This is a genomic window from Herbiconiux sp. VKM Ac-1786 (genome assembly GCF_015350805.1).
Taxonomy (GTDB): domain Bacteria; phylum Actinomycetota; class Actinomycetes; order Actinomycetales; family Microbacteriaceae; genus Herbiconiux.
This window is the reverse complement of record NZ_JADKSG010000001.1, coordinates 1,382,928-1,396,743: the sequence shown is the minus strand read 5'-3', so window position 1 is coordinate 1,396,743 and position 13,816 is coordinate 1,382,928. Positions and strand designations below refer to the sequence as shown.

Sequence of the window (13,816 nt, the reverse complement as noted above, 5' to 3'; positions counted from 1 at the left end):
CGAACCTCACGAAAGAAGGAACCATGTCCAACGCCAAGGCCGTCTCCGACGCCAGCTTCGAGGCCGACGTCATCAACTCCGAGAAGACGATCCTCGTCGACTTCTGGGCCGAGTGGTGCGGCCCCTGTCGCGCCGTCGCCCCGATCCTCGACCAGATCGCCGCGGAGCACGGCGACAAGATCGAGATCGTCAAGCTGAACGTCGACGACAACCCCCAGACCGCGATGAAGTACCAGATCACCTCGATCCCGGCGCTCAAGGTCTACAAGGGCGGCGAGGTCGTCAAGACCATCATCGGCGCCAAGCCGAAGGCGGCCCTCGAGGCCGACCTGGCCGCGTTCATCTGATCGCGTCCCCCTTACTGGGGCGGGCTGTAGCCAGTCCCAGCCGAGTGGCCCGTCGCATTCACGCGACGGGCCACTTTTGCATGTCATACGATGGGAATTCGGTCAACGTCGGGATGTACGTCAGTGAAAAGCCAGAACCCCCCACAGCAATCGGGTAACAACCTCGATCCCTGGTACTCCAACTACGCCGCGCGCACCGCCGGTCTCGCCGCCTCCGAGGTGCGGGCCCTGTTCGCCGTGGCGTCCCGGCCCGAGGTGGTGTCGCTCGCCGGAGGGATGCCGGCCGTCTCGGCGCTCCCGCAGGAGCTGATCATCGAGTCGATGAACCGCGTGATGCGCGACCAGGGCTCGGTGGCCCTGCAGTACGGCTCGGGGCAGGGTGTGCCGAAGCTCCGCGAGCAGATCCTCGACGTCATGGCGATGGAGGGCATCAAGGCCAGCGCCGATGACGTCGTCGTCACCACCGGATCGCAGCACGCCCTGGAGCTCGTGTCCAAGCTCTTCCTCGACCCGGGAGACGTGGTGCTGGCCGAGGGCCCGAGCTACGTCACCGCCGTCGTGATCTTCAAGTCGTTCCAGGCGCAGACCCACCATGTCGCAATGGACGAGCACGGCATGATCCCGGAGTCGCTCCGCGAAAACATCGCGCGGCTGCGGGCCGAGGGCAAGACCATCAAGTTCCTCTACACGATCCCATCCTTCCAGAACCCGGCCGGAGTGACCCTCAGCTGGGAGCGCCGGCTCGAGATCCTCCAGATCGCCAAAGACGCCGGCATCCTCGTGCTGGAGGACAACCCGTACGGGCTGCTCCATTTCGACACCCCGCCGCCGCCGGCGCTCCGCTCGATCGAACAGGAGGGCGTCATCTACCTCGGCACCTTCTCGAAGACGCTCGCACCGGGCTTCCGCGTGGGTTGGGCACTCGCCCCGCACGCCATCCGCGAGAAGCTCATCCTCGCGAACGAGGCGGCCGTGCTCTCCCCGAGCTCGTTCAGCCAGCTGATCGTCTCCGAGTATCTGGACAACATCGACTGGCGCGCTCAGGTCGACCGTTTCCGCGGTGTGTACAAGGAGCGAAAAGAGGCGATGATCGGGGCTTTGAACGACTACCTCCCGAGCCTCACCTGGACCGACCCGAGGGGCGGCTTCTACGTCTGGCTGACGCTGCCGCCTTACCTCGACTCGAAGCAGATGCTGCCCCGGGCCGTGAAGGAGCTCGTCGCCTACACGCCGGGCACCGCGTTCTACGCCGACGGCAACGGCCACAGCAACATCCGGCTGTCGTTCTGCTACCCGACGCCCGAGGCGATCCGCACGGGCATCCGTCGCCTGCAGACCGTCATCAGCGGAGAGACCGACCTGGTCGAGACCTTCTCGAAGACCGGACCTCTCGGCACCGTCCGCGACCGCAACTTCTCAGCACCGCCCCCGAACCTGAATTGAGCTCATGAGCGACACAACTCCTCACACCGTGGTCGTGCTGGCCGGTGGCATCTCGCACGAGCGGGACGTCTCCCTCCGTTCGGGGCGTCGCGTCGCCGACAGCCTCGCGGAGCGCGGCCACACGGTCATCCTGCGCGACCCCGACGCCAGCCTGCTGCAGTTCCTGGACGAGACCCGTCCCGACGTCGTGTGGCCCGCCCTGCACGGTGCCAGTGGAGAGGACGGTGCCCTGCGCGCCCTGCTCGACGCCCTCGACATCCCCTACGTCGGATCGACCTCCGACCCGTCGCGCCTCGCCTGGAACAAGCCGACCGCGAAGGTGCTCGTCTCTCGTGCCGGCTTCCAGACCCCGCGCTCGATCACCCTCCCGCGCGACACCTTCCGTGAGCTCGGCGCCACCGAGGTGCTGGCGCGGGTCTCGGCCTCGCTCGGCACGGACCTCGTGGTCAAGCCCGCGCAGGGCGGCTCGGCCCTCGGCGTCGGGATCATCGACTCGGCCGACGACCTGCCCCGCGCTGTCGTCGACGCCTACACCTACGGCGAGGTCGCGCTGATCGAACAGCGAGTTCGTGGCGTCGAGGTCTCGGTGGGCATCCTGGACTTGGGGGAGGGGCCGTTCGCCCTGCCCGGCGTGGAGATCGAGCCCCGTTCGGGCGTCTACAGCTTCGAGGCCCGGTACAACGCGGGGGAGACCCACTTCTTCGTGCCGGCTCGCCTCGACGAGGAGACCGCGGCGCTCGCGGGCGAGTCCGCCCTGCGCATCCACGAGACCATCGGGCTGCGCCACATCTCGCGTATCGACCTGATCATCGACGACGCGGGGGTGCCGTGGTTCCTCGAGGCCAACGTGCTGCCCGGGCTGACGGAGACGTCGATGGTGCCGCAGGGGATCCTCGCCACCGGGCGGTCGCTCGGCGAGGTGTACAGCACGCTGAGCGGCGTCGCTATCGCGGAGGCTGCTGCGCGGCGGTAGTGGGGATGTTTCACGTGAAACGTCCGGCGCCTTCGGGTGGCGGGCGTTTTTCATTATGGTGCCGCCTGACCGCTCCGCGGGGCCCGCGCGCTTGGGCCCGTAGCCGTCTACTAACGCCTGCACCGATCGTCATCCAGGCAGGCCGATCGATAGCCAGTCGCCGAGCACCTGGTGCCCGAAACCACCCGTCGCCGCCCCGCACCTACATCCGCCTGGCCCCGCGTTCATCCAAGGTGGAACTCCCGCGCCGTCACGCCTCCGCCTGGGCTCAGGCCCCCTCTGTGCGCGACGGCACACTCAGACGAAGTGCGGGCCCTGTGTCTTGGCGGCGCCGAAACCCTCTTCACCCAGTTCGGTGAGGATGCGGTTCAAGTCCTGAATCGTCGCGAAATCGATCACGATCTGCCCCTTCGACCGGCCGAGGCTCACTCGCACCCGCGTGTTCAGCCGGTCGCCCAACCGCTCACCGATCTCGTCGAGGTGCCCGCGCTTCTGACCCGCCGTCGTCTTCGCGCGGGTCTGCTTCGGAGCCGACGACGCCAGCGCCTCGGCAGCGCGAACCGACAGGTCCTCGTTGACGATCTTGTCCGCCAGCTTGTTCATCGCTTCGACGTCACCCACCGCGAGCACCGCGCGAGCGTGCCCCGCGCTCAGCACCCCTGACGCCACCCGGTTCTGCACCGCTGGCGGAAGTCTCAGCAACCGGAGCGTATTGGTGATCTGCGGCCGCGAACGACCGATGCGCTCGGCCAGCGCGTCCTGTGTAATGCCGAAGTCCTCGATCATCTGCTGGTAGGCCGAGGCCTCTTCCAACGGGTTGAGCTGCGACCGATGGAGGTTCTCCAGCAGGGCGTCCCGCAGCATGTCCTCGTCGGCGGTGTTCTTCACCACCGCCGGAATCGCATCGAGACCAGCTTCCTTCGTCGCCCGCAGCCGACGCTCACCCATGACCAGCTCGTACTGCTGCTCGGCGTCGCCCTCACGGGGGAGCTCGCGCACGACGATCGGCTGTAGGACGCCGATCTCCTTGATCGAGTGCACCAGCTCGGCCAGGTCGGCCGGGTCGAAAACGCTGCGCGGCTGCTTCGGGTTCGGCACGATGGACGCCGGATCGAGCTGCGCCAACCGCGCCCCCGGAACGGCGACGAGCTCGGGAGCATCCGACACCGCATCACGACGAGGAGCGTCGAAGAACACGTCGACGGGCCGGGACCCCTCGACCCGTGGCTCGTCAGTGGGGATCAGGGCGCCGATGCCGCGGCCGAGGCCGGTTCTCTTCTTAGTTGCCACGGTTCGGGGCTCCTCTTTCTGCGATTTCTGCGGCTGCCTCGAGGTACGAGATGGAGCCGGGCGATCCCCGGTCGAAGCCGATGACGGTCTGCCCGTAGCTCGGCGCCTCGGAGATGCGCACGGAGCGGGGGATGACCGCGGCGAGCGTCTGCTCGGGGAAGTGGGTGCGGACGTCTTCGGCGACCTGGAAGGCGAGGCGGGTGCGTCCGTCGTACATGGTGAGGAGAATAGTCGACACGGCGAGCGTCGGGTTGAGGTGACGCTCGATCAGGCTGATGTTGTTGAGCAGCTGACTCAGACCTTCGAGCGCGTAATACTCGCACTGGATGGGGATGAGCACCTCGCGTGCGGCCACGAAAGCGTTGATCGTGAGGAGTCCAAGTGAAGGCGGGCAGTCGATGAGGACGTAGTGGAACATCTCGCCGGCCTCGGACTTCTCGGCCAGGAAGCGGTCGAGCGCGCCGCGCAGTCGCTGCTCACGAGCGACCATCGGCACGAGCTCGATCTCGGCCCCGGCCAGGTGGATCGTTGCCGGCAGGCAGTACAGATTGGGCGACTCCGGGCTCTGCTGGATGATCTCGGACATCGAGCCATCCCGAATAAGGACGTCGTAGACGCTGGGCTGGTCTCCCCGGTGGTCGACGCCGAGGGCTGTGGAGGCGTTGCCCTGTGGGTCCAGATCGATCACGAGCACCCGGGCGCCCTCGCTCGCCAGTGCTGCAGCGAGATTGACGGTCGTCGTGGTCTTGCCGACGCCACCCTTCTGGTTAGCCACGGTCAGGATGCGCGTGACATCGGGGAGGGGGAATTCCCGCACAGCCAGTGCCCGCTTTCGCTGCGACAGGTTCGCGAGTTCCCGAGCCAGTGGAGTCGACGCATCAAAGGCGGTGGGATCACTGGTCAATGCACTAAATCCTGTCGATATGTTTCACGTGAAACATGGGCGAGCGAGAAGCCCGAACGGACGACTTCGATCGTACCGAATAACACTGACAGTGGCGGACTACCGAACGGCTACTCGAAGGTGACCTGGTGGGTGGGGGATGGATGAGGCTGCATCGCATAGAACAGCCGACACGACACGAGTCAGGCCACGGTACCTAGGTTGCCCGAGATAGCTGATCTACATTGCCTATCGCGCCACGGTCGGTACTTCCACATCGGAGGCAATGTTTCACGTGAAACCCCCGATGCGGCAGATGGCGGCGCCATGATCGACCTGCAGAACTGGCGAGCATGCACGCGGCTCCCGACGCCGATCACGAGTGATCGGTGTAACATCCGCATTCTCTGCCGGTATCCGACCATGGGCTTCATCAGCGCAGATTTGTTCGATGTGCTGCGCCGAAATCGCGCGCAGCACGCGGTTGCAGCTGCACTGTCCACTACACGACCTCAGTCGAGAGGTCTGTGTGGGCGTAGTGCGCGGGGCGCGGCAAACTGCGTCCCGGAACGCCTACGCACAGCGCTCGATGGCGCCCTGGCGCGACGAGACCGGGCTTCGGCGTCGACTGTGCCTCCGACCGCTTCCTCCGCATCCCGATCACTCACCGCCGACGGACGGAGCCCGCCAGATCGGGGTTTTAAGCGCAAGCACGCCCGGGGCCTCATCTCCCTGCTCTGCGAATGGCGTGGCAGCTCGGCGGGCCCGTCCTATGTGGCGCTGTTCGACCGCGCCCGCCTCCAGGTGCTCGACGGCCGGATCGCCACCGGCACCCGACTGACCGCCGAAGGCGACCTGGCGCAGGCACTCGTCGTCAGCCACAGGATGGTCTTTGGCGCCTACCTCGAGCTGCGCGACGCGGGCTACAACTCGAGCGCGGGATATGGCGCAAGAACGATAGCCCCGCGTGCTGAGCAGCCCCTCGCCCGGTACGCGCCGCAAGCGCGAGCTGCGAGCTGACGGGGCCGCCGGGATTCCCCCAAGCACCGGGGCCTCCGAGGGTGGGGTCGGATGAGTGTTAGGGGAGGGCGACTGGGCACCCTACTGCACGCAGCGGCAGGTGCCAGGGAAATTCTGAAAGCAACCTAGGCCGTGCAGTGCGCTTCGGGCGACCGCACGCAGTTCAGCTGTGGATCCGTCACTTGAGATGAGCGAGCGCCGGGACGACGCGGGGCCGGCGCCTAAAGCACGGCCAGGTGGGCAGGTAAGCGTGCCACTCTCGCGACAACCCAACTTCTGGGGAGCTGGGGCGAGTCAGGGGACGCGGGCGCGGATGACGCGGGTGATGTCCACGCCGACGTCGGCGCCGAGCTCCACGACCTCCACGTCCGAGAGCTTGTACTTGCGGATCGCCTTCTCGGCGGCCGCGATCTCGGCGGCGGCCGAGGCGCCCTTCATGAGCACGAGTTCGCCGCCGGAGCGGACCAGGGGAGTGGCCATCGGAATCAGCTTGCTGAAAGCGCTGACCGCGCGGGCGGTGAGCTGGTCGAGGCGACCCTTCGGGTACTCCTGCGCGCGGTCGCGGACGACGGTGACGTTGGCGAGGCCGAGGTTCTGCTTCTGCTCGTTCAGCCAGGAGATGCGGCGCTCCATGGGCTCGATGAGCACGAAGTCGACGTCGGGGCGGGCGATCGCCAGCACAATGCCTGGCAGGCCGGCACCACTGCCGATGTCTCCGACGACACCGGGGTAGAGAAGCGGGGCGACGAGGCCGCAGTTGATGATGTGGCGGCTCCAGAGGCGGGGAAGCTCCAGGGGGCCGATCAGTCCGAGTTCCTCACCGCGAGCGACGAGGTCAGCGGTGTAGGCGCGGGCCAGGTCGATGCGGTCGCCGAACACGACTGCGGCTGCGGCCGGTTCGACTTCGGGGGTCACGTCCACGGCGGCCGACCGAGAATCTTCGGAGCGGCGGGTTGGCTCGGGGGAGGGGGCGGATTCCGCCGGGGTGCCGGTCACGCCGACACCCCAAGTTTCACGTGAAACATCCCTACGCGCGCGTGATGACCGTGTGGCGGTCCCGGCCCTCGCCCTCGGACTCCGAGGTGAGGCCGCGCGTGGCCACGATGTCGTGGACGAGCTTCCGCTCGTACGAGGACATCGGCTCGAGGTGCGCAGCGTCGGAGCCGCCGTCGAGGCGGGCGACCGCGTCGTCGACGAGCTTCTCGAGCTCACGCTGGCGCTGCTCACGGCTGCCGCCGACGTCGAGGATCAGGCGGGAGAACTCGCCCGTCTTCGTCTGGACGGCCAGGCGGGTCAGCTCCTGCAGGGCCGCGACGGTGTCGGGACGCGAGAGGATGCGGAGGTTGCTGTCGCCCGAGGCGTTGACCGAGATGTAGGCTCGGCCGTCGGTCACCTCGATGTCGATGTCACCGTCGAGGTCGCAAATATCGAGGAGCTCCTCGATGTAGTCGGCTGCGACGTCGCCCTCGTCGTCGAGGGAGGCGGACGAACGGGCCGGCGCAACGCCCTGGGTGCCTGCCGCATCCGCGGGGGCGCCGTCGTCGATCAGGGCGGAGGCCGGGGCCGACGCGAAGGCCGCAGCGGCTGCGGGGGAGGGGGTGGCGGCCGGAGCGGGCACCGCGGCAGACGATTCGTGCGAGGCGGACGACGCAGACGCCGAGGCGGAGGGAGCAGCGGGCGACGTGGAGGAAACGGCGTCCGCCGAAACGTCTGACGACACCGACGCGTCGTCCTGCGCGGGATCGGTAACGGCTGCGTCGGCCGACTCGTCGAGCGGCGTGGTCGCGGTGGTCGTCTCGGTCACATCACTCATTTCTTGTCACCCTGCTTCTTCGCCCGGTTCTTGTTCACGGGCTGCTGTCGTTGCGTGGTCTTGGGGGCCTCGGGGATGGTCTCGATGGCCGGCGCGCCCTTCGTGGGCTCCAGCTTCCCCTTCTTCGCCAGACGTGCCTCACGGGCCTTGGCGGCCTCCGAGCCGGGGGTCGGCATGTTGCGGATGACCAGGAACTGCTGGCCCATGGTCCAGAAGTTCGAGGTGAGCCAGTAGAACATGACGCCGAGGGGGAAAGCCACACCCGAGAAGACGAACACCAGGGGGAGGATGTACAGAAGGATGCGCTGCTGGCGGTACATCGGGCTGGCCTTGGCCTCGGGCGACTGGTTCTTCGCCATGATCTGCAGCTGCGTGTAGAACTGCGAAGCGGTCATCAGCACGACCATGAGGCCGGCGATGAGCATGACCTGCCACGGGCCGCCGGCGTTGAAGGAGCCGATGAAGGTGTCGTGCAGCGGGGCCACACCGAACAGCGTGGCGTCACCGAACTGCTTGCCGAGGTTCGCATCGAGCGGGCCGACTCCGGCCTGGCCCTTCTGGGCGTTGTTCAGCACGGAGAACAGGCTGAAGAAGATGGGCATCTGGAGCAGCAGCGGAAGACAGGACGCCAGTGGGTTGGTGCCCGTCTTGCGGTAGAGCTCCATCGTCTCGCGCGACATCGCCTCCCGCGAGAACTGGTCCTTCTTGCCGCGGTACTTGTCCTGGATCTTCTTCAGCTGTGGCGCGACCTCCAGCATCTTGCGCTGGCTCTTGATCTGGCGCACGAAGATCGGGATGAGGGCGGCACGGACGACCAGCACCAGACCCACGATGGAGAGCACCCAGGTCAGGCCGGCCGCGGGGTCGAGGCCGACGAAGGTCCAGACGTAGTGCCATGCGACGAGGATCAGCTCCACGACCCATTTGATGGGCCAGAGGATCGTATCGATGAGCGGGATTTCCATGGGGTGGGGTCAGCCCTTTCCGTGGCTAGCTGGTATGACGAAACCGAACGACGTGAGCCGGTATCTCTGCCGGCGCACGGGCGGCACGTCGTCGACGCCGCCCTTCGCCCAGGGGTGACAGCGCGCGATGCGATAGACCCCCATCGCCGAACCGACGATGACACCCCGCAGCTGGATGGCCTGGAGAGTATAGGAGGAGCACGAGGGGTAGTAGCGGCAGACGTCTCCGTACAGCGGAGAGATCACGGCGCGGTAGCCGCGGAGCAGGAGCACCGCGAGATTGCGGGGGAGCAGTACGATCGCCGTCACCACTGACATCATGCGAGTACTGATCCTTTGGTGAGAGAACGCGACAGTTCTTCGAAGAGTACGCCGTAAGGCTGTGATGCAGCTTCGGGCAGAGCGCGCACCACCACGTCGGTTCCGGGGGCCAGCAACGGCAGCAGCGCGAAGCTCGCCGCCTTCAGTCGGCGACGCACGCGGTTGCGGACGACGGCGACGCCGACCGATTTAGCCACGATGAACCCGAAACGCGCATCCGACGACGAATCATCGGATGCGCGAATGTAGGTGACGGTGCTGGGACCGACGTACTTCTTGCCGCGTCGCACGGTGCCGCGGTAGTCGGCACCCTGCGTGATGCGGTTGCTCTTGGCCAGCACCGCGGATCAGAGACCTACGCGGAGAGTTCGGTGCGACCCTTGCGGCGACGAGCCGAGAGGATCGAGCGGCCGGCACGGGTGCGCATGCGCAGACGGAAGCCGTGCACCTTGGCGCGGCGACGGTTGTTCGGCTGGAAGGTTCGCTTGCTCATAATGATCTCCGATGGGGCAGGCCTTCAGGGTGAACGCCCGGCTTAAGTAAGAGGTGTGGCTGCAAACCACACAAGTCAACTGATTAAACCTACGGCCTGAAGCGCCCGCGGTCAAACCCGAGCGGCCAAAGGATCAATTATCCACATGCTGTGGACAAAATCTGTGTATGACACGCAGCCCGTCAATACAGCGAACTTGCCCTGCGTCGTGGCAGTCATTAGCTTAGATGCCTACAGTTACTAACAGCCGTCCCGGGGGCAGGGATGACGGCGGGGTCGAACGCAACGGTTCGGCGAAGACGAGCGCGTTCGACAGGAGTTCCATTGGCAGACGGTGCCGCTTCGACGGAGGACAACTGGCGAACGGTCCTCCAGGTGCTGTCGTCGGATGAACGGATCACCCCGCAGCTGAAGGGCTTCCTCGGCCTGGTGGTGCCGAAGGGCATCCTCGGCGGTTCCTTCTATCTCGAGGTGCCGAACGACTTCACCCGCGACATGCTCGAGCAGCGCGTGCGACCCTCCCTCCTCTCGGCGCTCGGCACCCTCGACGACTCCCTCGCCGTCTCGAACTTCTCGGTGGTCGTGAACCCCGACATCGACGACTACGACAGCAGCACCGACAGCAGCGCCCCCGTGGCCGCGCCCGGCCGGCCCGACGAGCTCACCCAGCCCGTCGTCACGTCGAGCTACGCCGAGTCGATCCCGCACGCGCAGGAGACGGTCGGCCCGGCCCGCAACAACGACACCCGGCTGAACCCCAAGTACAGCTTCGACAACTTCGTCATCGGCGGCTCGAACCGCTTCGCCCATGCGGCCGCCGTCGCGGTGGCCGAGGCGCCGGCCAAGGCCTACAACCCCCTCTTCATCTACGGCGACTCGGGGCTCGGCAAGACCCACCTCCTGCACGCCATCGGCCACTACGCCATCTCCCTCTATCCCGGGGTGCGCGTGCGCTACGTCAGCTCCGAGGAGTTCACGAACGACTTCATCAACTCGATCGCGAACAACCGGGGCGCCGCTTTCCACAGCCGCTACCGCGACATCGACCTGCTGCTGATCGACGACATCCAGTTCCTGCAGGGCAAGGCCGAGACGCAGGAGGCCTTCTTCCACACCTTCAACACCCTGCACGACCACAACAAGCAGGTGGTCATCACCTCCGACCTGCCGCCGAAGCACCTCACGGGCTTCGAGGACCGGATGCGCACCCGCTTCGAGTGGGGCCTGATCACCGACGTGCAGACCCCCGACCTCGAGACCCGCATCGCGATCCTGCGCAAGAAGGCGCAGAGTGAGCGGCTCCGGGTGCCCGACGACATCCTCGAGTTCATGGCGTCGAAGGTGTCGAGCAACGTGCGCGAGCTCGAGGGCACGCTCATCCGCGTCACCGCCTTCGCCAGTCTGAACCGCACGCCGGTCGACATGCAGCTCGTGCAGACGGTGCTGAAAGACCTGATCACGCTCGACGACGACAACGTCATCGCGCCGGTCGACATCATCAATCACACCGCCGAGTACTTCAAGCTCTCGGTCGACGACCTGTACGGCTCGAGCCGCTCCCAGGCGATCGCCACCGCTCGCCAGATCGCCATGTACCTGTGCCGTGAGATGACGAGCCTGTCGCTGCCGAAGATCGGCCAGCTGTTCGGCGGCCGCGATCACACCACCGTGATGTACGCCAACAACAAGATCGGCAAGCTGATGACCGAGAAGCGGTCGATCTACAACCAGGTCACCGAGATCTCGAACCGCATCAAGCACAATCAGCGCTACAAGAGCGCCTGAGAGCCGACTGACCGCGTTTTCCACAGATTGTGAAAAGGGTGTGGAGAAACGGCTCCAGGATGTTGAACACCACCCCGATCGTGTGGAATCGTTCTCCGGCCGTTCAATCGGCTTCATCCGCTGTCACCATGTCATTCACACGGCGCCAACAAGTCACACGGTTGTAGTTCCGCCGGATGTCGAGCTTTAAACAGACTTATCCACATATCCACAGCGGTTAAGACTGTTAAGAATTAATCATTAATGAAAATCACATCCCACAACCTTGTGATTCGAGCCGGTCACGACGCGTCACAGCCGTCGTCGCCGCATGCGGATAACATGAATCCGACCCCAGGTCTCAAATGCCGACAGAGGTGACTGCGTGAAGTTCCAAGTAAACCGAGACGTCTTCAGCGAAGCAGTGTCCTTCGCAGTGAAGCTGCTCCCTCAGCGCACCACGCTGCCGATCCTGAGCGGAGTGCTGATCGAGGCCACCGACGACGGGCTGAAGCTGTCGTCCTTCGACTACGAGGTCTCGGCGCAGACGCAGATCGCCGCCGACATCGAGGAGCCGGGTGTCATCCTCGTCTCCGGTCGACTGCTCTCCGACATCGCGAGCCGGCTGCCGAACGCCCCGGTGCGCTTCAGCACTGAAGACTCGCGCATCGTCGTGAGCTGCGGCACCGCCCGCTTCACCCTGCTGAGCATGCCGGTCGAGGAGTACCCCACGCTGCCGCAGGTCGGCGCCGAGTCGGGCCTGCTGCCGGCCGAGCAGTTCGCCGCCGCCGTGGCCCAGGTCGCCGTCGCAGCCTCGCGCGACGACGTGACCCCGGTCATCACGGGCGTGCAGCTCGAGGTCAGCGAGAACAGCATCTCGCTGGTGGCCACCGACCGGTACCGCGTCGCCGTGCGCAACATCGACTGGGACTCCAACGACTCCGGCACGACGACCGCCACCGCGCTCGTGCCCGCGCGCACCCTGCAGGAGGTCGGCAAGACCTTCGGCAACGCCGGCACCATCTCGGTCGCGATCACGAACTCCGACGACCGCGAGCTGATCGCCTTCAAGAGCGACAAGAAGACCGTCACCACGCTGCTGATCAAGGGCAACTTCCCGCCCGTGAAGCGCCTGTTCCCCGAGAGCGTCGACAACTACGCGGTCATCAACACCGCCGACCTGATCGAGGCCACCAAGCGCGTCTCGCTGGTGCTCGAGCGCGAGGCCGCGCTGCGCTTCACCTTCACGATCGACGGCGTGACGCTCGAGGCCATCGGCTCCGAGCAGGCCCAGGCCTCCGAGTCGATCGACGCGCTGCTCACCGGGCAGGACACCGTGGTCTCGCTGAAGCCCCAGTTCCTGCTCGACGGGCTGAGCGCCGTGCACTCGGAGTTCGTGCGCATCTCGTTCACGAAGACCGACAACCCGAACAAGCCCGGCCCGGTGCTCATCACGAGCCAGTCGTCGAAGGACCAGCCCGGTTCCGACGACTACAAGTACCTGCTGCAGCCCAACCTGCTGCTGCGCTGAACCACGGCAGCACTGACCCACCTGCTGCGCTGACCCACCGGCACACCACCCCCGCGACACGACTACAGAAGGAGACGGCCATGGAGATCGGCCTCATCGGACTCGGCAAGATGGGCAACAACATGCGTGCCCGCCTCAAGAAGGCCGGCATCGGCGTCGTGGGCTACGACACCAACCCCGCCGTGAGCGACGTCGCCGACCTGGCCGCGCTGGCCGCGGCCCTCCCGGCCCCCCGCATCGTCTGGGTGATGGTGCCGGCCGGCAAGATCACCGACAGCGTGATCGACGACCTGTCGAACGTCCTCGACGAGGGCGACCTCATCATCGACGGCGGCAACTCGAAGTGGACCGAGGACTTCAAGCACTCCGAGCTGCTCAGCCCCAAGGGCATCCAGTTCATGGATGCCGGTGTCTCGGGCGGCGTCTGGGGCCTCGAGAACGGCTACGGCCTGATGGTCGGCGGCACAACCGAGATGGTCGAGCGCGCCATGCCCGTCTTCGACGCGCTGCGCCCCGAGGGCCCGCGCGACGAGGGCTTCGTGCACGTGGGCGAGGTCGGCGCCGGCCACTACGCCAAGATGGTGCACAACGGCATCGAGTACGGCATGATGCAGGCCTACGCCGAGGGCTACGAGCTCCTCGACGCCAAGAAGGACATCATCAAGGACGTCACGGGCACCTTCAAGGCCTGGCAGCGCGGAACCGTCGTGCGGTCCTGGCTGCTCGACCTCCTGGTGCGCGCCCTCGAGGCCGACCCCGAGTTCGACCAGATCGAGGGCTACGTCGAGGACTCCGGAGAGGGTCGCTGGACCCTCGAGGAGGCCATCGAGAACGCCGTGCCGATGCCCGCCATCAGCGCCGCCATCTTCGCCCGCTTCGTGTCGCGCCAGGAGGACTCGCCCTCCATGAAGGCCGTCGCCGCGCTGCGCAACCAGTTCGGCGGCCACGCGGTCAAAGAGCTCGACTGAGCTGA

At 66.3% G+C, this 13,816-nt stretch carries 15 protein-coding genes; 7 read left to right on the top strand and 8 right to left on the bottom strand.

What is annotated here, in order from left to right; all coding sequences use genetic code 11:
* The first annotated feature begins 23 nt into the window (after window positions 1-23).
* The 3 genes from trxA (at window position 24) to ITJ64_RS06960 (ending at window position 2,763) form a co-directional block, all read left to right on the top strand.
* Window positions 24-347 carry a thioredoxin gene (trxA, locus tag ITJ64_RS06970; protein ID WP_173182105.1) on the top strand — a complete coding sequence of 108 codons (324 nt, stop codon included), beginning with the start codon at window positions 24-26 and terminating at the stop codon, window positions 345-347.
* Between the two features lie 90 nt (window positions 348-437).
* Window positions 438-1,790 (top strand): PLP-dependent aminotransferase family protein, encoded by a 1,353-nt coding sequence (locus ITJ64_RS06965; protein ID WP_194679967.1) that lies wholly within the window; start codon window positions 438-440, stop codon window positions 1,788-1,790.
* A gap of 4 nt (window positions 1,791-1,794) precedes the next feature.
* Window positions 1,795-2,763 (top strand): D-alanine--D-alanine ligase, encoded by a 969-nt coding sequence (locus ITJ64_RS06960; RefSeq protein ID WP_194679966.1) that lies wholly within the window; start codon window positions 1,795-1,797, stop codon window positions 2,761-2,763.
* Between the two features lie 297 nt (window positions 2,764-3,060).
* Here the strand turns inward: ITJ64_RS06960 and ITJ64_RS06955 are convergent, their stop codons facing one another.
* Both ITJ64_RS06955 and ITJ64_RS06950 read right to left on the bottom strand, forming a co-directional pair.
* Entirely contained in the window at window positions 3,061-4,053 is a 993-nt protein-coding gene (locus ITJ64_RS06955; protein WP_194679965.1) for a ParB/RepB/Spo0J family partition protein, read from the bottom strand.
* Window positions 4,043-4,957: a ParA family protein gene (locus ITJ64_RS06950; RefSeq protein WP_304607869.1), complete on the bottom strand. Its 915-nt coding sequence runs from the start codon at window positions 4,955-4,957 to the stop codon at window positions 4,043-4,045. Before ITJ64_RS06950 ends, ITJ64_RS06955 begins: the two co-directional genes overlap by 11 nt.
* A gap of 753 nt (window positions 4,958-5,710) precedes the next feature.
* On the opposite strand from ITJ64_RS06950, the gene ITJ64_RS06945 reads away from it, so the two are divergent.
* Window positions 5,711-5,956 carry a hypothetical protein gene (locus ITJ64_RS06945; protein ID WP_194679964.1) on the top strand — a complete coding sequence of 82 codons (246 nt, stop codon included), beginning with the start codon at window positions 5,711-5,713 and terminating at the stop codon, window positions 5,954-5,956.
* A gap of 294 nt (window positions 5,957-6,250) precedes the next feature.
* Here ITJ64_RS06945 and rsmG read toward each other — a convergent pair whose 3' ends face one another.
* The 6 genes from rsmG to rpmH form a co-directional block, all read right to left on the bottom strand.
* Window positions 6,251-6,877 carry a 16S rRNA (guanine(527)-N(7))-methyltransferase RsmG gene (gene rsmG / locus ITJ64_RS06940; RefSeq protein WP_194680780.1) on the bottom strand — a complete coding sequence of 209 codons (627 nt, stop codon included), beginning with the start codon at window positions 6,875-6,877 and terminating at the stop codon, window positions 6,251-6,253.
* Between the two features lie 106 nt (window positions 6,878-6,983).
* A complete protein-coding gene (locus tag ITJ64_RS06935) occupies window positions 6,984-7,505 on the bottom strand; it encodes a R3H domain-containing nucleic acid-binding protein (RefSeq protein ID WP_194680779.1) in 522 nt (173 codons plus the stop codon).
* 260 nt (window positions 7,506-7,765) lie between these two features.
* Complete coding sequence (gene yidC, locus ITJ64_RS06930) at window positions 7,766-8,728, bottom strand: membrane protein insertase YidC (RefSeq protein WP_194680778.1); 963 nt, start codon at window positions 8,726-8,728, stop codon at window positions 7,766-7,768.
* 15 nt (window positions 8,729-8,743) lie between these two features.
* Entirely contained in the window at window positions 8,744-9,052 is a 309-nt protein-coding gene (yidD, locus tag ITJ64_RS06925; protein WP_370545148.1) for a membrane protein insertion efficiency factor YidD, read from the bottom strand.
* On the bottom strand, window positions 9,052-9,396 hold the full coding sequence (rnpA, locus tag ITJ64_RS06920; RefSeq protein WP_194679962.1) for a ribonuclease P protein component: 345 nt from the start codon (window positions 9,394-9,396) through the stop codon (window positions 9,052-9,054). Before rnpA ends, yidD begins: the two co-directional genes overlap by 1 nt.
* Window positions 9,397-9,410: 14 nt before the next feature.
* Window positions 9,411-9,548, bottom strand: a complete 138-nt coding sequence (gene rpmH, locus ITJ64_RS06915; protein ID WP_055810406.1) for a 50S ribosomal protein L34 — start codon at window positions 9,546-9,548, stop codon at window positions 9,411-9,413.
* A 264-nt stretch (window positions 9,549-9,812) separates the two neighbouring features.
* Between rpmH and dnaA the strand changes: the two genes are divergently transcribed.
* The 3 genes from dnaA to gnd all read left to right on the top strand — a co-directional run bounded on the left by dnaA (window position 9,813) and on the right by gnd (window position 13,811).
* Window positions 9,813-11,333 (top strand): chromosomal replication initiator protein DnaA, encoded by a 1,521-nt coding sequence (gene dnaA / locus ITJ64_RS06910; protein WP_194679961.1) that lies wholly within the window; start codon window positions 9,813-9,815, stop codon window positions 11,331-11,333.
* Window positions 11,334-11,697: 364 nt separating this feature from the next.
* A complete protein-coding gene (gene dnaN / locus ITJ64_RS06905) occupies window positions 11,698-12,843 on the top strand; it encodes a DNA polymerase III subunit beta (RefSeq protein WP_194679960.1) in 1,146 nt (381 codons plus the stop codon).
* 80 nt (window positions 12,844-12,923) lie between these two features.
* Window positions 12,924-13,811: a phosphogluconate dehydrogenase (NAD(+)-dependent, decarboxylating) gene (gnd, locus tag ITJ64_RS06900; protein ID WP_194679959.1), complete on the top strand. Its 888-nt coding sequence runs from the start codon at window positions 12,924-12,926 to the stop codon at window positions 13,809-13,811.
* Window positions 13,812-13,816 lie beyond the last annotated feature (5 nt).